Here is a 25402-nt window from a genome sequence, read left to right on the forward strand (position 1 = left end):
CCCCACGGTGATGTCTTAGTCGGCGGTGATGTCTTGGTCCGCGGTGGCGCTGTAGTCGACGGTGATGACTTGGTCGGCGAGGACGCTTTAGTCCACGGTGCAGGGAGCGGCGCCTGCTGTGCCAGGAGTATTGGGAGCCCACTCCGGGTAGGTCCGGTGGTCATTGGCAGGTACCCAGCGGCCTTCGTCCACCACGTAGTCCCAGCCAAGTCCGTTGTCCTTAAGGCTCTCGATGCCCGCCAGCAGCCTTGTGGCGTCCTCCAACCGGGAGCCAACGCCAAAGCTTGCACGCAGGGATCCCGAGGGAAGGCCCAGGCGCTTGAGCAACGGGTGGGCGCAGAAGCGGCCGTCCCGGAGGCCAACGCCGTGCTCGGCGGCCAGATAAGCGGCGACCAAACCGGCGTCGAATCCTTCCACGGAGAAGTTGACGACGCCAATGGTGTCCACGGAGTCGGAGAAGATCCGGTGGACCGTCACTCCGTCAATGGCCTCAAGACCGTCCACCAGGTAGGAGCGGATGGCGGCCTCGTGGGAGTGCCAGGCCTCCTGGTCCAGTCCGGCGAGGACCTGCGTCGCCCGTGCAAGGGTTGCGGCGCCGAGCACGTTGGGGGAGCCGCCCTCGTGACGGGCGGGTCCGGTGGCCCAACTGACGGAGTCCAGTCGGGCTTCACGGACGGCGCCTCCACCGGCCAGGTGCGGGGTGCCGGCGTCGAGCCAGTCCGGACGGCCCACCACTACACCGGCACCGAAGGGCGCGTACAACTTGTGGCCCGAGAAAACGATGTAGTCGACGTCGGCTTCGGTGATGTTGATCCTGCGGTGGGGCGCCAGCTGGGCTGCATCCACCACGATCCTGGCGCCGTACTCATGTGCCAGAGAAGCGAGTTCGGCTATCGGGAGGATCTCACCGGTGACGTTCGAGGCACCGGTGACTGCGAGGAGGCTGACCCCGCCCTGCGCCAACTCGGCGCGGAGCTTGTCCAGCGTCGCGGCCAGCGTGGAGGCCGCGACCACGCTGCGGTGCGGGACGCCTTGCCAGGGGAGCAGGTTGGCGTGGTGTTCAATGTCCAGGTAGAGGACTTCGCCGGAGAACCGGCCATCGGTCTGCGGAAGGCAGTCGGCCAAAAGGTTCAGGGAATCGGTGGTGTTCCGTGTAAAAATGACGGAATCGTCCGGGCGCCCACCCACGAAGTCGCGCACGATGTTCCGCGAGTTCTCATAGACCGAGGTACTGATCTGTGAAGCATACCCAGCGCCGCGGTGCACGCTGGCGTAGTAAGGCAGGACCTCGTTGAGATATGCCGAGACGATGGTCAGTGCCGGAGCCGATGCTCCATAGTCCAGGTTGGCGTAACGAACGTGGCCGCCTTGGATCAGCGGGGCCTGCAGCTCGGCGCCTGTGACCGCGGCGAGCGGGCGGATTGCAGCAGCTGCCGGTGACGGGGCTTCTTCGACAAAGGAAGGAATGGCGTTGGCATCGAACGTGACAGTACTCATGGGACCTCATTCAAGAGGGACCCCCATAGGGGATCCGCGCTTGCCGCATCCGTTCCGGACCGGCCGGGTCGTCACCCGGGGCACCCCACCGCGAATGGAGGGTTGCCGGCCAGCAAACCGGGGTTTAGCACTGGCACTCGTGACCTGTAAAAAAGGTTAGGGCACCTCCAGCGGCCCTCCAAAGTCGCTGCGCAATGTTAAGCACTTTGTTACGTCAGGCTTGTAAAACGGATCTTTGGCGAAGAAAAAACGGCAGACGCCCACCAAAGGGGGCATCCGCCGTCGAATATTCGCTGAAAGGACCTAAACGTTGCCAGCGGACTGGAACTAGAGGAGATCGTCCAAACCTGGGTTGAGACGCTTGAGTACCTCTGAGTGCAGGATTGAATTGGTCGCCAGTGCGTTGCCGCCGAAAGGGCCGTCCTCGCCTTCAAGGGAGGTAAAGCGGCCACCGGCCTCAGTCACGATCGGGACGAGGGCCGCCATGTCGTAGAGGTTCAGTTCGGGCTCGCAGGCGATGTCCACGGCACCCTCGGCGACGAGGCAGTAGGACCAAAAGTCACCGTAGGCGCGGGTTCGCCAGACGTCCTCCGTCAGTCCAAGGAACTCGTCCAGGTTGCCGCGTTCCTTCCAACCGGACAGGCTCGAGTACGACAACGAGGCATCGGAGAGCTGGGTGACGTTGGAGACCTTCAACCGCGTGGCCGCAGCCAGGGACCGGCCCATGTAGGCACCCATGTCCTTGGCGGCCCACCAGCGCTTGCCCAAGGCGGGGGCGCTGACAACACCCACAACCGGTTCTCCCTCATCAACCAACGCGATCAACGTAGCCCACACCGGTACACCCCGGACAAAGTTCTTGGTGCCATCGATGGGATCAATGATCCAACGGCGCGAGCCATGTCCGGTGCTGCCAAATTCCTCACCCAGGACTGCATCGCGGGGACGCGAACGCGAGAGTTGACCCCGGATGGCTTCCTCGGCCGCTTTGTCAGCGTCAGTGACAGGGGTGAGGTCGGGCTTGGTTTCGATCTTGAGGTCCAAAGCCTTGAAGCGATCCATGGTTTGGGCATCGACGGAATCAGCGAGGACGTGGGCAAGGCGCAGGTCATCGTTGTAGGTGGAAACGGGATGGGTCATGCCACCAAACTATCCTGAAACATTCGCTGCGGGGGGAGGTGAAGCCCCAAACGATCAGTTGACGGTGCCCAGTTCCTTGGTCTCTTTTGCTTCCAACCGTGGGTCCGCACCCAGCAGCCGGCGCAGCGAAGCCAACCGCGCCACACCCGACGGTCCGGCATGGCCCTCGTTCACCCATGAATCCAGTCCACAGTTGATGGCGGTGGCATCGTGCTTGCAGCCCCGTTCGCAAGCCTCGGTTCCAGGCTCGAGATCCGGGAAGGAATGCAGAATCCGGTCCGGATCCACGTGGGCAAGGCCGAAGGACCTGATGCCGGGAGTGTCGATGATCCAGCTGCCGGCCGGGGCGTCGGATAGTTTCAGGGCCAAGGCGGAGGAGGAAGTATGCCGGCCACGGCCTGTGACGGCATTGACGCCGCCGGTGGCCCGCTCTGCCCCCGTCAGGGCATTGACCATGGTGGACTTGCCGACGCCTGAATGGCCGAGCATCACGGTGACTTTTCCGCCGAGGTGGGAGCGCAGCTGCGCTACGGCATCCCTGTCCAGCCGGGCCGAGAGGCCGTCGTCGGATCGGGCGTCGATGCCGCCTGCTTCGGAGTCGGCGGTGCGGCTGATGATCACCGGGAAGTCCAGGCTGAGGTAGTTGGCGAGCAGTTCCGCTGGATCCTTGACATCCGCCTTGGTGATAAGAAGCAGCGGCTCAATGCCGGCGTCATAGGCTGCCACCAGGGCGCGATCGATGAACCCGGTGCGCGGTTCGGGGTTGGCGGCCGCCACCACAATGACCAACTGATCGGCATTGGCCACCACTACACGTTCGATCGGGTCGGTATCGTCGGCACTGCGGCGCAGGAGGGTCCGCCGTTCTTCCACCCTGACCAGCCTCGCCAGGGTGTCCGGCGATCCGGAGACGTCGCCCACCAAGGCCACGAAGTCCCCGGGTACTACCGGGTTCCGCCGCAATTCGCGGGCACGGGCAGCGATAACGACGCGGGCGTTCGCGGAATCCTCGTCCACAATCGCCCTGTAGCGCCCACGGTCAACGGTGATGATCCGGCCAATAACCGCGTCATCGTAGCTGGGCCTGTCCTTGGTCCTTGGCCTGGACCCTTTTTTGTTGGGTCGGATGCGGACGTCGGACTCATCCCAGGAGCGTGCATCACGGCCCATGGTCAGTTGTTCTCCACCGTGGTGCCGGAGATGGTTCCCACCATTCGGGCCCACATTTCAGGAAACTCCGGCATGGTCTTGGACGTCGTGGCGATGTCTTCGACCTGGACGCCCTCGACGGCGAGGCCCAAGATGGCTCCTGCCGTGGCCATGCGGTGGTCAGCGTAGCTGTGGACAACCCCGGCGTGCAGTGTGGCTGGTCGGATGATGAGGCCATCGGCGGTCTCTTCTGCGTCGCCGCCCAAGGCGTTGATTTCGTTGACCAGTGCTGCAAGCCGGTCTGTTTCGTGGCCACGGAGATGGGCAATGCCGGTCAGCCGCGAGGGGCCATCGGCCAGTGCGCACAAGGCAGCCACCGTGGGTGCGAGTTCACTGGTTTCGTCGAATTCCGAGCCCTTGACCACCGGGCCGCCCGTCACCGTGAGAGTCCCGTTTTCCAGCGTGACGGTGGCTCCCATTGCAGCGAGGATGGACCGCCACATATCGCCGACCTGGGTGGTTCCGGCCGGCCAATTGGGGATGCGGACAGTGCCCTGTGTTGCCAGTGCCGCGGCCAGGAAGGGCCCGGCGTTGGAGAGGTCCTGCTCGATCCTCTGGTCGAACGCCCGGATGGGTCCGGGGGACACCCTCCAATGGTTGGGCACGGAGTCATCAACGCTGACACCAACGCTGCGGAGGACTTCCACGGTCATGGTGATGTGGTCCAGGCTGGGCACGGGCTTGCCGACGTGTTCCAGGTGGAGTCCTTCGGTGAACCGCGCCCCCACCAGCAGCAATGCGGAGACAAACTGCGAGGACGCACTGGCATCGATCACCAAATGGCCGCCCCGGACTTCGCCGGTGCCTTCCACGGTGAAGGGAAGGGCCGACGGCGTCCTGCCGCCCTCTGCTGCAACAGGGACACCGAGGGCAATCAGGGCCTCGATGATGGTTCCCATGGGCCTGTTGCGGGCGTGGGGGTCGCCGTCGAAGACGGTAGCTCCGGCGCGCAAGGCGGCCAGCGGCGGTACGAACCGCATGACGGTACCTGCAAGGCCGCAGTCGATGGCAGTTCCGGCACTACCTGCAATGACGGCAGCAGGCTGCATCGGGGTGATTTCAAGATCCGGTCCGTAGTGGCCATCGCCGGTCACTTCGGTGACGGTGGCCCCCAATTGCCGCAATGCCTGGATCATCAGGGCTGAGTCACGGGAGTGCAGTGGAGCACGGAGGCGCGATGGACCGTCCGCCAAAGCCGCCAACACCAGGAACCTGTTGGTCAGCGACTTTGAACCAGGTACCGTCACCGTGGCGTCCACGGGGCCCCTTGCGAAGGGGGCCGGCCAGAGTGGCAACCCGTCGGCTTTGGTAGGTCCGGTGTGTGCGGCGGTGGTACCTGTCATGCTTCCTTATGCTCCAACTGCGTTGTCTACGGCCTTGCGTACTGCTTTGTCCGCGCGTTTGATCTGCTTGCCCGTCACCTTTTTGGCATCGGCGGCCAGGTGCTCCGCCCGCCAGGCGATGCTGGGTCGTCCGTCGGTATCAACCGCGGCCAGCAGCACGCCACCAGTGAGGGAGATGTTCTTCAGCAGCTGGGCCTTGCGGGCGCTGCGGCCTTCCTTGCTGCTGATGTCCGCTGAACGCCATTCCACATAAGAGTTCAACGCCGAGGTCACTGCCAGCACTGTGGCGGCGAAACGGGAGAGTTTACCCAAACCGAGCAGCGCTCCTGCTCCCAGCTGGGCACCGCCGATGAGGCGTGCAAGGGTTTTTTCGTCCGCTTTGAAAGGCAGGGATTCCGAGGCCCGCCGAAGAACGGGCGAGAGCTGCTTGGCGGTGTCGTCCGCGTTCCTGAGCTTGTCCAGACCTGCTACGACGAAGCTGGACGCGAGCATCGGCCGCGCGAGAAAACGGATAACAGACATGTCTTGCCTCCTGGATGGCTTGCCACACTATTTCAATGAGTGTTGTGTTCAAGGGGTGCAGTCTGCTCTAGTCTTGCACCTTTGCGGAATATTTACCCAGCGGCGGCCGTTGTGAACTAGTGGTGCGGTGGAGACCGGACTGCGGCAAGGTGTTGCCGCCTTGGTGAACGGAGTTGATTTTTTGACTTTGGTTAAGGACCGTGTGGTTCTACCGGAGCACGGGTACGGCCCACAGCCGGATTCCCCGCAGCTGACAGTAGACTTGGCAGCGATGAGCACCACGGAACCGGCCGCAGCGGCCATGTACCAGGCGGCCGGCGCGGAAGACGCAGCGGCCGCACCCGACGTCGACGTCGCTTCGGAGACTTCCGAGCAACGGCGGGAGCGCTTCGAGCGTGACGCCATGCAGTATGTGGACCAGTTGTATTCGGCTGCCATGAGGATGGCGCGAAACCCTTCGGATGCGGAGGACCTGGTCCAGGAGGCCTACACCAAGGCGTTCTCGGCTTTCCACCAGTACAAGCCAGGGACCAACCTCAAAGCCTGGCTGTACCGCATCCTGACCAATACCTACATCAACCTTTACCGGAAGCGGCAGCGCGAGCCGCTTCAGTCCAACTCGGACACCATCGAGGATTGGCAGCTGGCCAAGGCAGAGTCGCACACTTCGGCCGGGCTGAGGTCCGCCGAAACAGAGGCCCTGGACCACCTGCCGGACTCGGACGTCAAGAACGCGTTGCAGTCCATACCGGAGGAGTTCCGGCTGGCTGTCTACTTTGCGGACGTCGAGGGCTACGCGTACAAGCAAATATCAGAAATCATGAACACTCCCATCGGCACGGTCATGTCACGGTTGCACCGCGGCAGGAAGATGCTGCGGGACATGCTGGCGGACTACGCCACCGAACGGGGCTTCAGGGCCCAAACCGAAGATCAGGCCGCGGCCGGAAGCAACAATCAGGAGAAAGAGAAATGAGCGACTGCCAGGGATTGGGCGATTGCGACGATACGCGGATGCAGCGGATCTACGAGTACCTCGACGGCGCCTTGACCCGCGAGGACCTCGGAGAGATCAAGCAGCATTTGGACACCTGCGAGGAATGCTCCGAGCAGTATGACCTGGAGTGCCTCATCCGCACCATGGTCAAGCGGTCCTGCACAGAGTCAGCGCCGGAGAACCTCAAGAACTCGATTCTGGACCGGATCCATTCGATCAAGCCGGTAGAAGCCTGACCAAAGCCGCTGGCCAACACCAAAGCCTCTGGCCAACAATGCACGGCCAACGCCAAGGGCCCCGGAAACCTCATGGTTTCCGGGGCCCTCGCTCTTAAGCCTGTGACACTAAGCCGCTGGCTTAGGTGTTGGGACGCTTGCCGTGGTTCGCGCCGCCGCGCTTACGGTCACGACGCTTACGTGCACGCTTGCTCATAGCTGGCCTCCTTCAATGATTGATACTCAATAGAGCTGCCCTCCAGTTTCGCACATCAAGGTGCCGGGTCGCGAACCGGGAGCCGTCCTGCCCAGCCGGAAGCCAGGTCGGCATCAATTCCGCAGGGAATTCCGGATCGAGATACGTGCCTGGTCCAATACCGTGCGCACTGTTTCCAGCGCCAGCGGCGTCAGCGGCTCCGACGCGCCATGCAGGCGCAACTCCACCCGGATGTCGTCCCTGAATGACTGAACCATCAATTCTGCTTCTTTCAACAGGCGTTGGCCCTCGGGGGTGTATCCCGCAGACCTGCCCCGGACGGGCGCGGAGGTTGCAGTGCTGCGCGCCGCCTCGGCGGTGGCAGCGAGGTCCGCCCGCAGCCCCCGCATATTGGTCCTGATGTCTTCGCGCAAGTTGTCGGCGAGCCGCCTGACGGAGGCAGAGATGGTATTTTCGACGTCGGCCACTTCCTCCCGCCGGCCGTTCAGCTCGGCGAGGCCGGCGTCCGTGATGAAGTACTTGGTGCGGCGCCCCTCGGTTTCGGTGGACACCAGCCCTTCTTCCTCCAGTTTCCCCAAGCGTGGATAGATGGTTCCAGCGCTGGGGGAATATGTGCCGCCAAAACGGTCACCCAAGGCCTTGATCAGTTCGTAGCCGTGCTTGGGGCCGGCTTCCAGCAGCGCCAGCAGGTAAAGGCGCAAGGCGCCGTGTGCAAAGACGGGAGGCATCAGAGGCCGGCTTCCCCGGTGGCCCGCAGGTTGTTCTCCGGTGCCGGTGCCGGTGCTGAGCCGTGCATGATGTAAGTCTTGCCGGAGACCGTGTTGGTGCGCACCACCATGAGTTTCTCGTCGGGGCCAACGATCGTATGCACGTTGCTGCCTGGCTGGGCATACATCATGTCGTCGATCACGACGCTCCCGCTGGCGGATTTTGCCACGATGTCCAGGCCGACGTCGTGGGGAAGCCTGATGGTCAGATCGCCCGAGACGGAGTTTGCCCCAAGGTCGTTGGTAAAGTCCTGGAGGTCAAAACTGAGGTCGCCGCTGACTGTGCTGGCCCTGACGTTCTTGAACTTGCCCGAAGTGGTCACCTCGCCGGAGACGCTCTTGGCGGTCAGGACGCCGTCGTGGTTTCTGACAATGACCTCTCCACTGACGGTGTTCACATGCAGTTCGCCGGTGGTGCCATCTGACATGACGGAGCCGGAGACGGTGTTGAGGCGTGTGCGTCCGCTGATTCCGGAAACCAAGCCGTCGCCGCTGACCGTTCCGGCCTCAACGTCCACACCGGGTGGGAGGGCGATCCCGACCACCACAGAGTTGGTGCTGGTGTTGTTCACAGTGCCCATCAGGTTGCGGAACCAGCCTTGCGGACCCTGTAACTGATGGCGCACTTCAAGCCGGCCGTCCACGAGCGTCACCGTCAGCGGGTCGCCGGTGATTTCAGTGATCTCGATGCGGACGGATGGTTCGTCGTGGGTCATGACGTCGAAGCGGCCTTTGACGATTCCCAGTTTGAGCGAGCGGACGTCGTCCACGTCTATCGTTTGCGGACCCGTTACGGTCCATAGTTCTTCAGACATGATCCCTCCAGATACGATATATCGCGTTGATGAGATCACGATATATCGCAAGTTCTCCGAAGGCAAGGCCTTGTCAGGGAGCCGATCGATACAACTTGCCGATGAGCGCCCGGGCAATGGTAGTGGCGGGGTCACGCCCGTCGGCCGCCGGCGCCAGATTGGTCCACACCACCAATGACACGGCGTTGACAGGGTCATTGCCCATGAAGGTGTTGAAGCCGGGCAACTCCCCGGTGTGCCCGTACAAGTTGCCAAACTTCGCTATTCCCAGGCCGTACGAGGCACCACCGGGTTTGTCCGGATCGGTGGGGGTGAGGCTCTCAAGACGCTTTTTCTGGAGCTCGGCTCCCAGGAGTTTGCCGTTGACAAGGGCTTCACCCAAAACCTTGAGGTCCCGGGCAGTGGAGATGCCCGATCCGGCGGCCCAGGCCCATGACGGATTGACGTCGGTGACGTCGTTGGGTGCCAAGGTACCCGCGGTCGCTTCCTTCTGCATGTCCTCAGGAAGAGCCGGGGTGGTCATGGTCAGGACGTTGTCGCCGTAGAAATATCCTTGGGGGTGGGGTTCCGGAATGGCGTTGGAGGAAGCCTCGGGAAAAACTGTCCCCTTGAGTCCGAGGGGCTCGAAGATCCGCTCCTTGAAGAGGGTTGCGAGCGGCTTTCCCTCAGTTTTCTCGGCGATCAGGCCCAAGAGGACTGTGTTGGTGTTCGAGTAGTGAAAGCCGCTGCCGGGTGCGAAATACGGTGCGTGGGCGAACGCCAGGGCGAGGAGTTCTTCCGGCTTCCAAACTCTCTGCGGATCCTGGTCCATGGCAGTGTTGAGTTCGAGGGTTTCGGTGTAATTGAACAACCCACTGCGCATGGTCAGCATCTGTTCAAGGGTGATCGCATCCCCGTTGGGAACGTCGGGGCGGTACTTTGATACCGGATCACCCAGAGAAAGCTTGCCTTCCTGCACCAGTTGGAGGACCACCGTCGTGGTCCAGGTTTTGGTCACCGAACCTACCCGGATATGGTCCTCGGGCGTGACCTCGCGTTCAGCACCCCTGGTTCCCGTACCGTAGGACGCCGTGAGCGACCCGCCAGGAGTCTCCAACAGCACTACTGCGCCGGGCGCCAGGACCTCTTTGGCTGCCCGTTCGAATTCCGTCCGCAATGTTCCGGCGTCGAAGGCCTGGAGCGCACCGGAGCCTGAAGTGGCAGCCGATGGGGAAACAGCTGACGAAGCCTGTGACGATGATGACTCAGGGGCCGGTGGACCGGAACTGCAGGAGACTGTGGCCGCCAGGGCCACCGCGGTGACCACTGTGAATGCTGCTCTGGCAGAAACCTGCGTGTTCCGCGTCATGGCTACTCCGGTTGAGCGATATTAAGCCATTGGAACCAGCCACGGTGCAGGACAAGCCACGCTATCAATCCGTAGCCTGCCTGGCCCGGTGTTCCCCCATTGGCTGCGAGGTCCGTCCTCCACTGCTCATGATTGAGCAAGGGAGAGAACGTGTCAACGTAGTGGTGGTTGCGCCGGGTGGTCACATCGGCAAAGGCCGTGTTGAGTTCTGCCAGACGTTTGTTCCGGACGGGATCCAGCGTGGGAGGCGGTCCCACTACGAAGACCTCCACACTGCTGTGCGAGGCGCCGTCCAGGATGTTGGCAAGGTTCAAACGGCTGCGCGCCGTGGAAAGGCCGAATTCCAGGTCACGGCCCGAAAGTCCGATGACCAGGCGGTTTTCGTGCGTGTCGCTGAAACGCCTCCCGGCTTCGTCCTGCCACCTGGCCGCCAAGCCTTCCGTGCCTTCCATGGGGCAGGGGAGCGGGAAACTTTCCACCACGACGGAGTCCTGGGGCGTACGGGCCAGCACTCGTCCGAGCCAACCCAAGGCGCGGGGATCCCCCAGGCCCGCGAGCAGTTCATCTCCTACAGCTGCTATACGCAGCTTCCTGTCTTCCACGGTTACCTCTTCACACTCGTTACGGTCCTTGCACGGTTTACCGGATCATTGGCCGGTTCTGCAACCGGATACCTGTCCCATTAAACAGAACTGCCCGGCCTGAGGGGCGCATTCACTCCTCAGGCCGGGCAGTTTCGCTTTACTTGCGTTCGAATGCCTGCTTGATCAGGGCATCCTGCTCAGCGGCGTGGCGCTTCATGGAACCGGCCGCCGTGGAGGCAGACGCCGGGCGGGAGACCAGGCGGAGCTTGCGGTCAAGCTCCGGTGCCAGGTTCAAGCCCATGAACGGCCACGGTCCCTGGTTTGCCGGTTCGTCCTGTGCCCAGACGATGTCAGCGTTCGGGTACTTGGCCAGCTCGGCATCAATCTCGGCCTTGGGCAGCGGGTACAGCTGCTCGACGCGGATGATGGCAGTGGAGGTGTCACCGGACTTCTGTCGGTTGGACAGGAGGTCGTAGTACAAGCGACCCGAGACCAGGATGACCCGGTCAACGTTTGCCGGCTGTACTTCGGGATCGGCAATGACCGGACGGAATCCGCCAGTGGTGAAATCTTCGACGGCGGAAGCGGCGCCCTTGAGGCGGAGCAACTGCTTGGGTGTGAAGATGATCAACGGCTTGCGCGGACGGCTGTAGGCCTGGCGGCGTAACAGGTGGAAGTGCGAGGCAGCAGTCGTGGGGTTGGCCACGATCATGTTGTCCTCGGCGCACATCTGCAGGAAGCGTTCGATGCGGGCGGACGAGTGGTCCGGACCCTGGCCTTCATAGCCGTGCGGAAGCATGAGCACCAGCGAGGAACGCTGGCCCCACTTTTGCTCAGCCGAGGAAATGAACTCATCAATGATGGTCTGGGCGCCGTTGACGAAGTCGCCGAACTGCGCTTCCCACAGGACCAGGGCGTCGGGGCGTTCCACTGAGTAGCCGTACTCGAAGCCCATTGCCGCGTATTCGGACAGCAGGGAGTCGTAGATCCACAGCTTGGCCTGGTCATCGGAGAGGTTGCCCAGGGGCAGCCACTCGTTGCCGTTGGCGCGGTCGTGGAACACGGCGTGACGCTGCACGAACGTGCCGCGGCGGGAGTCCTGGCCGGCCAGGCGGACGGGTACGCCCTCCATGATCAGCGAGCCGAAGGCTGCGATTTCTCCGAAGCCCCAGTCGATGCCGCCTTCACGGGACATCTGCTCACGCTTCTCCAGGAGCTGCTTGAGCTTGGAGTGAACCGTGAAGCCATCCGGAATTTCGAGGTGGGCCTTGCCGATGCGGGCGAGGGTCTCAGCGGAAATGGCAGTTGACGCCGGGGAGTTGGTGCCGAAATCAGCCTGCTGGGCAATGGGACGCTCGATGTCCGAGACCGCAGCGGAATCCGCGGTGATGATCGGGATCGGTGAGGTCTGCGCTGCGTGCGTCTCGGCGAAGACGCGCTCGAGGCGCTCCTGGTAGTCGCGGAGCAACTGCTCTGCTTCTTCCTCGGTGATGTCGCCACGGCCGATCAGGGACTCCGTGTACAGCTTGCGTACGGAGCGCTTGGCTTCGATCAGGTTGTACATGAGCGGCTGGGTCATCGAGGGATCGTCGCCCTCGTTGTGGCCACGGCGGCGGTAGCAGACCATGTCGATGACAACGTCCTTGTGGAAACGCTGGCGGAACTCGTAGGCGAGCTGTGCAACGCGTACAACTGCCTCGGGGTCATCACCGTTCACGTGGAACACCGGTGCCTGGATCATTTTGGCGACGTCGGTGGAGTACGTGGACGAACGCGATGACGACGGCGCGGTAGTGAAGCCCACCTGGTTGTTGACGATCACGTGGATGGTACCGCCGGTGCGGTAGCCACGCAGCTGCGAGAGGTTGAGGGTTTCAGCCACAACACCCTGGCCGGCAAACGCGGCGTCACCGTGGACCATGATGGGCAGGACGGGGAACGACTCGCCCTGGTCCAGCCGGTCCTGCTTGGCACGGACGATGCCCTCGAGGACGGAGTCCACGGCTTCCAGGTGGGAAGGGTTGGCGGCGAGGTAGACCTTGGTCTGCTTGCCGTTGTCCGAGGTGAAAGTGCCTTCGGTGCCAAGGTGGTACTTGACGTCGCCGGAACCCTGGACCGAGCGGGGGTCCTGGGTACCTTCGAATTCGCGGAATACCTGGGCGTAGGTCTTGCCGGCAATGTTGGTCAGCACATTGAGGCGGCCACGGTGGGCCATGCCAATGGCAACCTCGTCCAGTCCGTCGTCGGCTGCATCAGAGATGACGGCGTCGAGCAGCGGAATCAGCGACTCGCCACCCTCAAGCGAGAAACGCTTCTGGCCGACGAACTTGGTCTGCAGGAACGTCTCGAATGCCTCTGCTGCGTTGAGCTTGGAGACGATGCGCAGCTGCTCTTCGCGGCTCGGCTTGGAGTAGGGGTGTTCCAGCTGGTCCTGGAACCACTTGCGTTCTGCGGGTTCCTGGATGTGCATGTACTCGATGCCCGTGGTGCGGCAGTAGGCGTCGCGCAGGACACCAAGGATGTCGCGGAACTTGAGTTGCGGCTTGCCGCCGAATCCGCCGGTAGGCCATTCGCGGTCCAGGTCCCACAGCGTCAGGCCGTAGGTCAGGACGTCCAGGTCCGGGTGCTTGCGCTGGACATACTCCAGGGGATCGGTGTCCGCCATGAGGTGGCCGCGCACGCGGTAGGAGTGAATCAGCTGCTGGATGCGGGCAACCTTGTTGATCTCATCGGCAGGGTCCACCTGGAGATCCGGGCTCCAGCGAACGGGTTCATAAGGAATACGCAGAGCTTCAAAGATCTCGTCGTAGAAGTTCTGCGCGCCCAGCAGGAGCTGGTGGACCAGCTTGAGGAACTCGCCGCTGCCGGCACCCTGGATGACGCGGTGGTCATAGGTGGAAGTCAGCGTGAGGATCTTGCTGATGGCGTTCTGGGCGATGATCTTCTCGCTGGCACCCTGGAACTCAGCCGGGTAGTCAAGGGCGCCGACGCCGATGATGGCGGCCTGGCCCTTGGAGAGGCGGGGCACCGAGTGCACGGTACCGATGCCACCGGGGTTGGTCAGGGAGACCGTGGTGCCGGCGTGGTCGTCTGCGGTCAGCTTGCCGGCGCGGGCACGCTTGATCAGGTCTTCATAGGTGTGCCAGAACTCAGCGAAGTCCATGGTCTCGGCCTTCTTGATGTTGGGAACCATCAAGAGGCGCGTGCCATCGGGCTTGGGCATGTCAATCGCGATGCCGAAGTTGACGTGTGCAGGCTGCACGGCACTGGGCTTGCCATCGATTTCGTCGTAGTAGACGTTCATCGACGGGAACTGGGACAGTGCACGGACAACCGCGTAGCCGATGAGGTGGGTGAAGGAGACCTTGCCACCGCGGGCACGGGCAAGGTTGGAGTTGATGACCACCCGGTTGTCGATCAGGAGCTTGGCGGGAACTGCCCGGACACTGGTGGCGGTAGGTACTTCAAGGCTGGTCACCATGTTGGTGGCGATGGCCTTGGCCGGTCCCCGGAGGACGGAAACTACGTCTTCCTCAGGTGCCGTGGGCGCCTTGTTGCTCTTGGGCAGCTGGGCAGGAATGGGCTGGGCCGTGGTTCCGGCTGCGGGCTTCTTTGAACCGTCCCGGGCAACAGTGGCCGGTGCTTTCTTCGCCGGGGCAGGTGCCGCCGGGGCAGGTGCCGCAGGAGCGGCGGGTTCCGCGGCAGCGGCCGGAGCGGCCGGCGCCGATGCCGGAGCCGCTGCAGCAGGAGCTACTACGGGAAGTACTTGGGTAGGGGGATTGGCAGCTGAGGGAGCTGCGGAGGATCCGTTGGAAGAAGTGCCGTCAGCAGAAGCAAAGGATTCAAAGAGCGGCCACCACTTGGTGTCGACCGAATTCTTATCCTGTTGGTACCGCTCGTACAGTTCGTCAACGAGCCACTCGTTTCCGCCAAATTCCTCTGGTAGACGGTGGCTGGGCTGCTCTGGCACTTGAAATACGCCTCTTCCATGAGTGTTGTTTTCCCGCTGGCCAAAGTTGCTTTTCCGCAACAATGGGCACAGGGTCCGGGTCCCGCGAACTCAGACCCCTGACAGTCTAGTTAGGATCGTTGGTTAACTGCCAATAGTGGTGACCTAAATCATGTTGCGGCTGACTTAGTGGGATGTCCCGGCTTTTGGTCGCGTGGTTAAGCCCGCTGTTGGAGCCGCCGCGGGGCAGGACTGTAGACTGGAACCCTTATGGACAGTAAATCTAGGTGCCGGCCTGGGAACTGTCGGGGGAGCCAAACTGGCAACTCCGCACAGCGTGCCCGTCGAGCCGGCAATACCCGTTCACATGCCCATCACGCGCCGGCCTTCGCTGCCGGTGGTTCTTCGGACCATGCGTCCGCGGGACCCGACCAGCCTCCGCCGGGGCGAATCCCGGCGCTGAAGGCGCCTTCCCCATTGCACGTGCCCACTCTTGGAGTGATGCACTAAGTGGAATGGATACTTCTCCTCGCCGGCTTTGCTTTGATTCTGGGCACCGGCTTTTTTGTAGCAGTTGAGTTTTCCCTGGTTGCCTTGGACCAGGCGAGCGTACAGCGTGCGGTCGACAACGGTGACCAGGCTGCAGCCCCGTTGCTGAAGTGCCTCAAATCGTTGTCCACCCAACTTTCCAGTTGCCAGCTGGGTATCACCCTGACCACGTTGCTGACCGGCTTCGTCATGGAGCCGTCCCTGGGGCAGCTTCTCGGCGGCCCCCTTGCTTCCCTGGGGCTGTCGCCGGAGGCGGCGCATTCGGTGGCGTTGGTCCTGGCTATGGCTGTGGCTACCCTCTTGTCGATGCTGATCGGCGAATTGGTACCCAAGAATATGGCCATTGCACTTGCCTTTCCCTTGGGAAAGCGCCTGGCCCGCCCGCAACTGGTGTTCACGGCCGTCTTCAAGCCCGCCATCGTGGTGCTGAACGGTTTCTCGAACAAGGTCCTCAATCTGTTTGGACTTGAAGCCAAGGAAGAAATCTCAGGGGCAAGGACCCCTGCCGAGCTCGCTTCCCTGGTGAGGCGCTCCGCTGAGCTGGGGACCCTGGACGCCGGTACTGCCAACTTTGTTGCCCGAACCCTGAACTTTTCGGGGCGCACGGCAGCTGACGTCATGACACCGCGCATCCGCATGGAAACGATCGACGCCGACCAGCCGGTATCGGACATCCTGGACGCCGCACGGCGCACTGGATACTCAAGGTTCCCGGTGATTGGTGATTCCACTGACGACATCCGCGGCGTAGTCCATGTTAAGAAGGCAGTAGCCGTGCCGGCAGAGCGCCGGGGCAAGCTTGAGGCCGGTGCGATCATGACCGATGTCCTGCAGGTTCCCGAAACCATCCACCTGGATGCACTCCTCGCCGAACTGCGCGAAGGTAACCTCCAGCTCGCGGTGGTACTGGATGAGTACGGCGGAACGGCTGGGATCACTACCCTTGAGGATCTGGTGGAAGAAATCGTGGGCGAGGTCGCTGACGAGCACGACAAAGTCCGCCCGGGAGTGCTTCAGAGCGCGTCCGGCGACTGGTACTTCCCCGGGCTGTTGCGCCCGGATGAGGTGTCCGAGCAGATCCCCAACCTCACGGTTCCTGACGAATCAGCGTACGAAACGGTGGGCGGCTACGTCATGAGCCAACTTGGCCGTATTGCCCGGACAGGGGACGTCGTGGACGCGGTAGGCGGGACGCTTACTGTGACCAGGATGGATGGGCGCAGGATTGACCGTATCTGTTTCCATCACGTGGAGACGGATCAGTCCAGTCCTGAGGACGCAGAGAACCGTCATGAAGCAGGTGCCGTATGAGCGACTGGGTAGGAATTCTCTGGCTCGTCGTTCTCCTGATTGGCAACGCCTTCTTCGTTGGGGCCGAGTTCGCCGTCATGTCCGCGCGCCGGAGCCAGATCGAGCCCTTGGCCGAAGCCGGATCCAAGCGTGCGCAGACAACCCTGCGGGCCATGGAGAATGTCTCGTTGATGCTCGCCTGTGCCCAGCTGGGCATCACGGTTTGTTCACTCCTGATTCTCCAGGTGGCCGAACCTGCCATCCATCACCTGCTGGCAGAACCCCTTGAGCTGGTGGGCGTTCCTGTTGAATTGGCAGACATCATTGCCTTTGCCATTGCCTTGTTGTTTGTCACGTTCCTGCATGTGACCTTCGGGGAGATGGTGCCCAAGAACATCTCAGTCTCGGTGGCCGATAAGGCCGCGCTGCTGTTGGCGCCTCCTTTGATGTTCATTGCGCGCCTGGTGAACCCGATCATTTGGACGCTCAACTGGCTGGCCAACCACATCCTGCGGCTGATGAAGATCGAGCCCAAGGATGAAGTGTCCTCATCGTTCACTTTGGAGGAAGTGCAGTCCATCGTCCAGGAGTCCACACGGCACGGATTGGTGGATGATGAAGCGGGCCTGTTGAGTGGTGCCTTGGAATTCTCAGAGCACACGGCCTCGCACATCATGGTTCCCCTGGACAAGCTGGTGGTGCTGAAAACGGCGTCCACCCCGGTGGACCTGGAGAAGGCGGTCAGCCGCACGGGATTCTCCCGTTTCCCCATGGTGGACGACGACGGCGAACTCGCCGGGTATCTGCACGTGAAGGACATCCTGTCCATCCCCGATGAGGGGCGCAGGCATCCCATTGCCGAGGGACGTATCCGCTCCTTCGCCAACCTGGCACCGGATGACGAAATTGAGCAGGCCATGTCGGTCATGCAACGTACCGGTTCCCATCTGGCCCGCGTGATCGGTGCCGGGGGAGAGACCCAGGGTGTCCTGTTCCTTGAGGATGTCATTGAGCAATTGGTCGGCGAGATCCGCGACGCCACCCAAGCGACGGGTATCCGCCGCTATGGAGACCAGCAGGTGAAATAACGGTGTAAGTGGGACGGCGTCGATCGCATATGATCGGCGCCGTCTCCGTCTAAATAGGAATCATTCCCATCTAGGGCTACACTGAAGTCCGACAGTAATTGTGTTTGATTCTCATTTTGAGTAGATCCGAGGTCCTTGTGCGTCGTTCCGCCGCCCGCCTGTCCATCGCCGCTTCCGCAGGGATGGCTGCCCTGTTGCTTTCTTCCTGCGCCGGCACCGCGGGTGCCGGGAGTCCTTCCTCATCCTCTGGATCCATTGAAGTGGTCACGTCCACCAACGTCTACGGGGATGTGGTGAAGGCGGTTGGCGGCGACAAGGTCAACGTCAATGCCATCATCACCAAGACCAGCCAGGACCCGCATTCCTATGAGGCAAGCGCCCAGGACAAGCTGGTTATTTCCAAGGCCAAACTGGTGGTGGAGAACGGCGGCGGCTACGACGGGTTCCTTCACAAAATTGCCGATGAGACCAAGGTTGGCCACGACAACATGATCAGCGCCGTGGAAGTCTCCGGGCTCGCCCCGGAAGAAGACGCCCACAGCGCCGAATCCCACAGCGAAGAAGGCCATACCCACAACCACGGCGGGTTCAACGAGCACGTCTGGTACAGCCTGGACACCATGGGCAAGCTTGCCGATGCAGTTGCGGCCAAGCTCGGCAGCCTCGACGCGGGATCGGCGGCGACATTCACAGCCAATGCCGAAGCCTTCAAGACCAAACTCGCTGACCTCACCGGAAAGCTTGACGCCGTCAAGGCCGCAAATGACCACGCTCCGGTTGCTGTAACGGAACCCGTCCCGTTGTACCTCCTGGAAGCCGCCGGGCTGGAAAACAAGACCCCCGAGGCCTACAGCGCTGCCATTGAAGAGGAATCCGACGTTCCGGCCGCCGTCCTGAAGGAAACCACGGACCTTCTCAGCAACAAATCAGTCCGGTTCCTTGCCTACAACGAGCAGACGGAGGGACCCCAGACCGAAACCGTCAAGCGGGCCGCTGAAGCTGCCGGCGTGCCGGTGGTGAACTTCACCGAGACGCTTCCTGACGGCAAGGATTACCTCCAGTGGATGTCCGACAACGTGGAATCAATTTCCTCCGCTCTCAAGAAGTAGCATTTCCCGACACCCGGGTGCGGTGAAGGGCCCTGTCAACGTCCTAAGATATTCAGGATGGCTGCGGGGCCTTTTGCCTGCCACCAGTACAGCCGTGAACACCAGCGGCGCAATTGACTGCGTTCCCAGCAGCGCATGGATCGAGGACATCTTTTGACACCGGTAGTGAGCCTCCGCGGAGCGAGCCTTCAGTTCGGCAAGAGGACACTGTGGCGGGACCTGGACCTCGACATCAATCCCGGCGAGTTCTTCGCTGTCCTCGGACCCAACGGCAGCGGCAAGACCAGTTTCCTCAAAGTCCTCCTTGGACTGCAGGAGCTGCATTCAGGGACTGTATCCCTGGGCGGCCACCCTGTGGAGCGCGGCAGCAAGCGGATCGGCTATATCCCCCAGCAAAAGTCGTTTGCTCCGGACACCCCCTTGCGTGCACGGGACCTGGTGGGACTGGGGATCGATGGACACCGGTGGGGCATGCGGCTCTCGGCCGGGAAGGTCAATCCGAAAATAGACGAACTGCTGGAACTGGTTGGAGCTTCCGACTACGCCAAAGTGCCTGTGGGCCAACTGTCCGGCGGAGAGCAGCAGCGGCTCAGGGTGGCGCAAGCGTTGGCAACCGAACCGCAGGTGCTCCTGTGCGATGAGCCATTGCTTTCCTTGGACCTGCACCACCAGCAGGGCGTCAGCTCCCTGATCAACAAGCAATGCCATGAGCGGAACAGTGCAGTGGTTTTCGTGACCCACGAGATCAACCCGGTGATCGACTACGTCGACAGGGTTCTTTACCTCGCCGGCGGCCAGTTCCGCATAGGTGCCCCCAAGGAAGTCATGACGACCGAAGTTCTTTCGGAGCTGTACGACAGCCATGTCGAAGTCATCCATACCAACGGAAGGATCGTCGTCGTCGGACTTCCAGACGCCACCACGCACTTCCATGACGATGCCCATGCAACTGCCGGGGAGGAGTTCTAGTTGGACCTGGAAACCATTCTGCAAACCATCTTCAACTTCGAGAACTATGGCGAGTTGCTGGTCCTGGTCCAGAACTCCATTTGGGCCGGAGCGGTGCTGGGTCTGTTGGGCGGGCTGGTGGGCACGTTCGTGATGAAGCGGGACCTTGCCTTTGCCGTCCATGGCATCTCCGAATTGTCCTTCGCCGGTGCTGCGTTCGCCTTGCTGATCGGTGCCGACATCATCTTTGGATCATTGATCGGCTCGGTGGCTGCCGCTGTCCTGCTGGGATTCATGGGCGTCCGGGCGCGGGATAAGAACTCCATTATTGGTGTCATCATGCCGTTCGGCCTGGGGCTGGGCATTCTGTTCCTGGCACTGTATGAGGGCCGTGCGGCCAACAAGTTCGGCCTGCTGACAGGCCAGATTGTTTCAGTGGACGCCGTTCAGCTGCAGGTCCTTGCCGGAACCGCGGTAGTGGTCATGATTGCCCTGGCGGCAATCTGGCGGCCGCTGAGCTTTGCCAGCGTGGACCCGGAAATGGCTGAGGCCAGGGGAGTTCCGGTCCGGGGGCTGGCCATCGGGTTCATGGTGCTCCTGGGTGTCAGCGTGGCGCTGTCCATCCAGATCGTCGGGGCCCTGCTGGTTCTTGCGTTGCTGATTACGCCGGCAGCAGCCGCGCTTCGGGTCACTACCTCGCCACGATTGGTGGTGCTGCTCAGCGTGGTCTTTGCCATGACGGCGACGGTCGGCGGCATCCTCCTGGCCCTCGGCAGCCGGATTCCCATCAGCCCGTACGTCACCACGTTGTCATTCCTGATCTACGTGGTGTGCCGGGTGATCGGCCGGGTCAGGGCCAACAGGGGACTCAACGGCAGGGTCTCCCGCGACCAGCCCGCAGGCGCCCTGTAAAGGGTTCCCGCCTAAAGGGTTCCGGCCGCCTTCCGGGCAGTGCACTCAGGGCATAGGCCGAAAATTTCCACAGTGTGGGCCACCTCGGTAAAGCCGTGTTCGGCAGCGGTTCGTGCCGCCCAAGTCTCGACCGCGGGCGCCTCCACTTCCACGGCCTTGCCACAGTTGCGGCACAGCAGGTGGTGGTGGTGGCCGGTGACGTTGCATCGCCGGTAGACGGCTTCGCCTTCACCGTTGCGCAGGACATCAATCAGCCCGTCATCGGCCAACGATTGAAGAATGCGGTATGCCGTGGCCAGCGATACCGAGATGCCCTTGTTCTGCAGGAGCCGGTACAGTTCCTGGGTGCTGACGAAGTCGTCCAATTCGTCCAGTGCGGCGCTGACGGCCAAGCGCTGCTTGGTAACGCGCTGCTCCTTGACCCCGCTGGTGGCCGGCGCCGAGGGGCCGGTCGTGGCGGAATTGGTGCCGTGTGGCATTGAAGGACTCATTTCCCTGGGGATGCTGGCAAACCCCAATTTTACCAGCAGGGAAGGCTTGGAAACTCTCAGCCGGGGGTCCTAGGCTTTGGTCATGTTGCTCACCAAATACACCCACGCCTGTGTCCGGTTGGAGAAAGACGGGAAGGTCCTGGTCATCGACCCCGGTTCCTTTTCGGAGTCAGGGGAAGCGTTGACGGGTGCCCACGCCGTCCTCATCACGCACGAGCACAACGACCACATTGACCAACCCGCCGTGGTCTCCGCGCTCCGCAGCGACGCCGGGCTTGAAGTCCATGCGCCGGAGGGGGTTGCAGCGGCACTCAGGGAGGAGGGCGACATTGCAGCCCGGGTCCATACCGCCGTGCCGGGTACCGACTTTGAGGCTGCCGGCTTCAGCGTGCGCACGTTCGGAGGCCAGCACGCGGTGATCCATGCGCAGATCCCGGTGGTGGCAAACATCGGATACCTGGTGGATGGGAACGTTTTTCACCCCGGTGACTCGTTCGTGGTCCCGGACGGGATTGACGTCAAGACACTCCTGGTGCCCATCCATGCTCCGTGGTCCAAAGTGGGGGAGGTTGTTGACTTCGTGATTTCTGTCCGCGCACCCCGGGCGTTCCCGGTCCACGATGCTTTGCTCAACGACATCGGAAGAGGCCTGGTTGAAGGCCACGTGACCCGCATTGGCGCCCGTTACGGGACCCGCTATGAGCATCTTGCCCCAGGCAGTTCCGTAGAGGTCTAAGCAGTCCACACGCCTGTGTCGTGGAACCGCTCCAGGGTTGCCTCGTGCGGGGTGGGGTCCAGTCCCTTGGCAGCCAGCCACCCGGCGTCGTAATAGCTTCCGGCATAGCGGTCGCCGCCGTCGCACATCAACGAAACGATGCTGCCCCGGCGGCCCTGGGCCACCATCCCTGCCACCAACTGCCAGACGCCCCACAGGTTGGTGCCCGTGGAGGGCCCTGCGTGCAGCCCTGTGAGTTTCCGGAGGTGGCGCATGGCTGCCACGGAGGCGGCGTCCGGAACTTGGATCATGTGGTCGATGACGGCCGGCACGAAGCTCGGCTCGGACCGCGGCCGGCCAATACCCTCGATCCGTGACGGCAAGCCGGTCGCTGCGGCGGCGTCTCCGTCGCGCCAGGCCGGGTAGAAGGCGGAGTTTTCCGGGTCCACCACCGCAAGGCGGGTGGGGTAGCGGTTGTATCGCAGGTAGCGGCCGATGGTTGCGCTGGTTCCGCCGGTTCCCGCACCCACCACAATCCACTCCGGGATGGGGTGTTCTTCCAGGGAGAGTTGATCGAAAATCGACTCCGCAATGTTGTTGTTGCCCCGCCAGTCCGTAGCACGCTCCGCATGGGTGAACTGGTCCATGTAGTAGCCACCGGAGGTTTTTGCGGTCTCTTCGGCCACTGCGTAGACCTCCGAGGCGTGGTCCACCAAAAGGCAGGCGCCGCCGAACTCCTCGATCAGGGCGATCTTCTCCGGACTGGTGGTTTTTGTCATCACTGCAATGAAGGGCAAACCGATGAGCCGGGCGAAATAGGCTTCGGACACAGCCGTGCTGCCGCTCGAGGCCTCAACGATGGTGGTTCCCTCGGTGATCCAGCCGTTGACCAGGCCGTAGAGGAACAAGGACCTCGCGAGCCGGTGTTTGAGGCTGCCGGAGCGGTGGGTTGACTCGTCCTTCAGGTACAGCTGGACGCCCCAGTGTTCGGGCAGCGGGACCGCATAAAGGTGCGTGTCCGCCGAACGGTTGTTCTCGGCCTCGATTTTACGGATGGCTTCACTGGCCCATGCCCTGTCCTGAATGCACGAATTGCTCACCGGATAAGCCTAGGCTGGAATCCGGGCGCCGGCGGCAACGCCAGCCCCTTGCGGCAGAAATGAAGGAGAAATCGATGGCCACGCTGATAAGTGCCCCGGAACTGCGGGATCGTCTCGGTTCACACGATCGTCCCGGTTCAGGGGTGCGGACTGTGCTCCTGGATGTCCGGTGGGTGCTCGGCCGGACGGATGGACACAGCGAGTATCTGGCAGCGCACCTTCCCGGCGCCGTGTTCGTGGACCTTCCCACTGAGCTGGCCGACCACGCCGGGCCGGGTTTCGGCCGGCACCCGTTGCCCCCGCCGGAACGGTTCCAGGATGCAGCGCGGCGATGGGGGATCAACGACGGCGACACCGTGGTTGCGTACGACAACAGCGGGAGCATGGCTGCGGCACGTGCTTGGTGGATGTTGCGGAACGCCGGCCTGGAGTCCGTCTACCTGCTCGACGGCGGCCTGGCCGCCTGGCGCGCGGCCGGCTACCCCGTTGAGACAGGCGAGGTTAGGCCCGCCGTCGGGAATGTTTCCCTTGGCGAGGGCATGATGCCGGTCATCAGCGAAGCCGAAGCCGGGCAGTGGCACCGCCATGGAGTGTTGCTTGATGCCCGGGCGGGGGAGCGCTACCGGGGCGAAGTGGAACCGATCGATCCACGGGCCGGGCACATTCCCGGCGCCTTGAGCGCCCCCACCACCGAAAACATCTCGGCCGAGGGAAAGTTCCTGCCAGCCGAAGAACTACGCCGCCGCTTTGACGCGCTGGGCCTGGGTGGGGCCTCTGCCGTGGCGGTCTATTGCGGATCCGGCGTAACGGCGAGCCATGAGATCGCCGCGCTGCACATCGCCGGGTACAAGGCCGCCCTCTACCCGGGGTCCTTTTCCCAGTGGTCCACCAACACTGGGAACCCTGTGGCTGTGGGCGGTGAGCCGTTGGAGGAGCCCGCTGATGGTGATGGCCCAACTGGCTCAACCGGCCCAACTGGCACAAGCAGCGTCGGCGGGAGTAGCGTCGGATAATGACTCCTGGACGACCAGTACCCCCGCCCCTTGCCAAGCCCATCACTCCGGACACCAGCGGAACCGGAAGCGCCACCTTGGCTGCAGCGTACGGTGCCACCTCCCCGGACAGCGGCTTGGTGCCCCTGACCGTTGCCCGGCGGGCACCGACACCTGATGACGTAGAGATCGCGATTGAGTTCTGCGGCTTGTGCCACTCGGATGTCCACGCAACGCGGGGTGAATGGCGGGTTCCGCCGTACCCGCTGGTTCCTGGCCATGAAATTGTTGGCCGGGTAACCCGCGTGGGTTCCGACGTCAAGGAGTTCGCTCCAGGGGACCATGTGGGTGTGGGCTGCATGGTGGATTCCTGCCGGGAATGCGAGAGCTGCCTGGAAGGCCTGGAGCAGTACTGCGAACGAGGCAACGTGGGCACCTACGGGGCAGCTGATCCGCGGCAGGGCGATGCCATTACGCAAGGCGGCTACTCGACGTCGATCGTAGTGGACCGCCGTTTCGTGTTGCGCGTCCCGGAAAAACTCGACCCCGCAGCTGCAGCTCCTTTGCTGTGCGCCGGGATCACCACCTATTCACCGCTGCGCTACTTCGACGTCGAAGAAGGGGACGCCGTTGGGGTGGTGGGTTTGGGCGGTTTGGGCCACATGGCCGTCAAGATCGCCAAGGCCATGGGTGCGGAGGTTACGGTTTTCACTACCTCCGAGTCCAAATTCGACGCTGCCCGCCAGCTGGGGGCCGACCACGTGGTCCTGTCCAAGGACGCGGACGCCATGGAAGCTGCCAACCGGAGCATTGACGTCATCATTGACACGGTTGCGGCACCGCATGACCTCAACCCCTATTTCCGCACGCTTCGTTTGGACGGCGCACTCTTCCAGCTGGGCCTTCCGGCCGATGACATGCCGCCTGTCAGCCCGGGGCTGCTCATCCGCCGCCGGCTTGCCTATGCAGGTTCGCTGATTGGCGGCATCGAGGAAACGCAGGAAATGCTTGACTTCTGTGCTGAACACGGGGTTGCCAGCGACATCGAAGTGGTGCGGGCCGAACAGCTGAACGAGGCCTATGACCGAATGGTGGCCGGCGAAGTCAAGTACCGTTTTGTCCTGGACACTTCAACACTCCAGGAACCAACCGAAAGGGCAGACGTATGAGCACGCTGTTCACCAAGATCATCAACGGGGAGATTCCGGGCCGCTTTGTCTGGAAGGACCAGGACGTGGTGGCGTTCCTGACCATCGCGCCCATCACCCCCGGACACACTCTGGTGGTGCCCCGCGAAGAGGTTGACTCGTGGACCCACGCCAGTCCTGAACTGCTTGCCAGGGTCATGGATGTTGCCCAAAGCATCGGAAAGGTCCAAGAGGAGCTGTTCAACGCCAAACGAGTAGGTGTCCTGATGGAAGGCATCGAAGTGGACCACCTGCATGTGCACGTGTGGCCTGCCTACTCAACGGCCGACTTCGAAATCCACAACGTGGACCACAACCCGGATCCGGCTGTCATGGACGCCACCGCCGTGAAGCTCCGTGCCGCCCTGCGCTCGGCCGGCCATGGAGACGCCGTCCCACAGGATTGAGGGTCCAACAA

23 protein-coding genes and 1 riboswitch are annotated in these 25402 nt (G+C 62.6%); of the genes, 11 read left to right on the forward strand and 12 right to left on the reverse strand.

Annotated elements, in window-relative coordinates; genetic code table 11:
- Positions 1-87: 87 nt before the first annotated feature.
- From BLQ01_RS03545 to BLQ01_RS03565, 5 genes are all read right to left on the reverse strand, one after another.
- A complete protein-coding gene (locus BLQ01_RS03545; protein ID WP_091550137.1) occupies positions 88-1497 on the reverse strand; it encodes an aminotransferase class V-fold PLP-dependent enzyme in 1410 nt (469 codons plus the stop codon).
- 31 nt (positions 1498-1528) lie between these two features.
- A riboswitch (SAM riboswitch) is annotated at positions 1529-1642 on the reverse strand.
- Positions 1643-1824: 182 nt separating this feature from the next.
- On the reverse strand, positions 1825-2637 hold the full coding sequence (hisN, locus tag BLQ01_RS03550; RefSeq protein WP_026540095.1) for a histidinol-phosphatase: 813 nt from the start codon (positions 2635-2637) through the stop codon (positions 1825-1827).
- Positions 2638-2691: 54 nt separating this feature from the next.
- Positions 2692-3807, reverse strand: a complete 1116-nt coding sequence (locus BLQ01_RS03555) for a ribosome small subunit-dependent GTPase A (protein WP_026540096.1) — start codon at positions 3805-3807, stop codon at positions 2692-2694.
- Positions 3808-3809: 2 nt separating this feature from the next.
- The gene (gene aroA / locus BLQ01_RS03560) at positions 3810-5189 is read right to left on the reverse strand and encodes a 3-phosphoshikimate 1-carboxyvinyltransferase (RefSeq protein ID WP_026546141.1); all 1380 of its coding nucleotides are present in this window, start codon (positions 5187-5189) and stop codon (positions 3810-3812) included.
- A gap of 6 nt (positions 5190-5195) precedes the next feature.
- Complete coding sequence (locus BLQ01_RS03565) at positions 5196-5711, reverse strand: DoxX family membrane protein (RefSeq protein ID WP_026540098.1); 516 nt, start codon at positions 5709-5711, stop codon at positions 5196-5198.
- Positions 5712-5892: 181 nt separating this feature from the next.
- Here BLQ01_RS03565 and BLQ01_RS03570 point away from each other — a divergent pair, with 181 nt between their 5' ends.
- Together BLQ01_RS03570 and rsrA are read left to right on the forward strand one after the other, a co-directional pair.
- Positions 5893-6687 carry a sigma-70 family RNA polymerase sigma factor gene (locus BLQ01_RS03570; RefSeq protein ID WP_091550370.1) on the forward strand — a complete coding sequence of 265 codons (795 nt, stop codon included), beginning with the start codon at positions 5893-5895 and terminating at the stop codon, positions 6685-6687.
- Positions 6684-6944, forward strand: a complete 261-nt coding sequence (rsrA, locus tag BLQ01_RS03575; protein WP_026540100.1) for a mycothiol system anti-sigma-R factor — start codon at positions 6684-6686, stop codon at positions 6942-6944. The genes BLQ01_RS03570 and rsrA overlap by 4 nt, the downstream gene beginning before the upstream one ends.
- Before the next feature lie 309 nt (positions 6945-7253).
- Here rsrA and BLQ01_RS03580 read toward each other — a convergent pair whose 3' ends face one another.
- From BLQ01_RS03580 to BLQ01_RS03600, 5 genes are all read right to left on the reverse strand, one after another.
- Positions 7254-7868: a PadR family transcriptional regulator gene (locus tag BLQ01_RS03580; RefSeq protein WP_026546139.1), complete on the reverse strand. Its 615-nt coding sequence runs from the start codon at positions 7866-7868 to the stop codon at positions 7254-7256.
- Positions 7868-8722, reverse strand: a complete 855-nt coding sequence (locus tag BLQ01_RS03585) for a DUF4097 family beta strand repeat-containing protein (RefSeq protein WP_091550139.1) — start codon at positions 8720-8722, stop codon at positions 7868-7870. Before BLQ01_RS03585 ends, BLQ01_RS03580 begins: the two co-directional genes overlap by 1 nt.
- Positions 8723-8795: 73 nt before the next feature.
- Positions 8796-10070 carry a serine hydrolase domain-containing protein gene (locus tag BLQ01_RS03590; protein ID WP_091550140.1) on the reverse strand — a complete coding sequence of 425 codons (1275 nt, stop codon included), beginning with the start codon at positions 10068-10070 and terminating at the stop codon, positions 8796-8798.
- Between the two features lie 2 nt (positions 10071-10072).
- Positions 10073-10672, reverse strand: a complete 600-nt coding sequence (locus tag BLQ01_RS03595) for a GDSL-type esterase/lipase family protein (RefSeq protein WP_026540104.1) — start codon at positions 10670-10672, stop codon at positions 10073-10075.
- 139 nt (positions 10673-10811) lie between these two features.
- Entirely contained in the window at positions 10812-14624 is a 3813-nt protein-coding gene (locus BLQ01_RS03600) for a multifunctional oxoglutarate decarboxylase/oxoglutarate dehydrogenase thiamine pyrophosphate-binding subunit/dihydrolipoyllysine-residue succinyltransferase subunit (RefSeq protein ID WP_026540105.1), read from the reverse strand.
- A gap of 489 nt (positions 14625-15113) precedes the next feature.
- Here BLQ01_RS03600 and BLQ01_RS03605 point away from each other — a divergent pair, with 489 nt between their 5' ends.
- The 5 genes from BLQ01_RS03605 (at position 15114) to BLQ01_RS03625 (ending at position 20499) form a co-directional block, all read left to right on the forward strand.
- Positions 15114-16463 carry a hemolysin family protein gene (locus tag BLQ01_RS03605; protein WP_026540106.1) on the forward strand — a complete coding sequence of 450 codons (1350 nt, stop codon included), beginning with the start codon at positions 15114-15116 and terminating at the stop codon, positions 16461-16463.
- Positions 16460-17530: a hemolysin family protein gene (locus BLQ01_RS03610; protein ID WP_026540107.1), complete on the forward strand. Its 1071-nt coding sequence runs from the start codon at positions 16460-16462 to the stop codon at positions 17528-17530. The genes BLQ01_RS03605 and BLQ01_RS03610 overlap by 4 nt, the downstream gene beginning before the upstream one ends.
- 104 nt (positions 17531-17634) lie before the next feature.
- Complete coding sequence (locus BLQ01_RS03615; RefSeq protein ID WP_091550142.1) at positions 17635-18639, forward strand: metal ABC transporter solute-binding protein, Zn/Mn family; 1005 nt, start codon at positions 17635-17637, stop codon at positions 18637-18639.
- Between the two features lie 135 nt (positions 18640-18774).
- Positions 18775-19608 carry a metal ABC transporter ATP-binding protein gene (locus BLQ01_RS03620; protein WP_175493331.1) on the forward strand — a complete coding sequence of 278 codons (834 nt, stop codon included), beginning with the start codon at positions 18775-18777 and terminating at the stop codon, positions 19606-19608.
- The gene (locus BLQ01_RS03625) at positions 19609-20499 is read left to right on the forward strand and encodes a metal ABC transporter permease (RefSeq protein WP_091550143.1); all 891 of its coding nucleotides are present in this window, start codon (positions 19609-19611) and stop codon (positions 20497-20499) included.
- An 11-nt stretch (positions 20500-20510) separates the two neighbouring features.
- Here the strand turns inward: BLQ01_RS03625 and BLQ01_RS03630 are convergent, their stop codons facing one another.
- Positions 20511-20978 carry a Fur family transcriptional regulator gene (locus BLQ01_RS03630; protein WP_026540111.1) on the reverse strand — a complete coding sequence of 156 codons (468 nt, stop codon included), beginning with the start codon at positions 20976-20978 and terminating at the stop codon, positions 20511-20513.
- A gap of 94 nt (positions 20979-21072) precedes the next feature.
- On the opposite strand from BLQ01_RS03630, the gene BLQ01_RS03635 reads away from it, so the two are divergent.
- Complete coding sequence (locus BLQ01_RS03635; protein WP_091550145.1) at positions 21073-21726, forward strand: MBL fold metallo-hydrolase; 654 nt, start codon at positions 21073-21075, stop codon at positions 21724-21726.
- On the opposite strand, the gene BLQ01_RS03640 is transcribed toward BLQ01_RS03635, so the two are convergent.
- Positions 21723-22805 (reverse strand): L-cysteine desulfhydrase Cds1, encoded by a 1083-nt coding sequence (locus BLQ01_RS03640; protein WP_091550147.1) that lies wholly within the window; start codon positions 22803-22805, stop codon positions 21723-21725. The two genes, BLQ01_RS03635 and BLQ01_RS03640, sit on opposite strands and share 4 nt — an antisense overlap.
- A gap of 74 nt (positions 22806-22879) precedes the next feature.
- On the opposite strand from BLQ01_RS03640, the gene BLQ01_RS03645 reads away from it, so the two are divergent.
- From BLQ01_RS03645 to BLQ01_RS03655, 3 genes are read left to right on the forward strand one after another with little or no spacing between them, the layout of a single operon-like run.
- Positions 22880-23818, forward strand: a complete 939-nt coding sequence (locus BLQ01_RS03645) for a sulfurtransferase (RefSeq protein WP_091550148.1) — start codon at positions 22880-22882, stop codon at positions 23816-23818.
- The gene (locus BLQ01_RS03650) at positions 23818-24966 is read left to right on the forward strand and encodes an NAD(P)-dependent alcohol dehydrogenase (RefSeq protein ID WP_091550150.1); all 1149 of its coding nucleotides are present in this window, start codon (positions 23818-23820) and stop codon (positions 24964-24966) included. The genes BLQ01_RS03645 and BLQ01_RS03650 overlap by 1 nt, the downstream gene beginning before the upstream one ends.
- Positions 24963-25391, forward strand: coding sequence for an HIT family protein (locus tag BLQ01_RS03655; RefSeq protein WP_091550151.1), 429 nt, complete (start codon positions 24963-24965; stop codon positions 25389-25391). The genes BLQ01_RS03650 and BLQ01_RS03655 overlap by 4 nt, the downstream gene beginning before the upstream one ends.
- The last annotated feature ends 11 nt before the right edge of the window (positions 25392-25402 follow it).

The organism is Arthrobacter sp. UNCCL28 (assembly GCF_900102805.1).
Lineage (GTDB): Bacteria > Actinomycetota > Actinomycetes > Actinomycetales > Micrococcaceae > Arthrobacter > Arthrobacter nicotinovorans_A.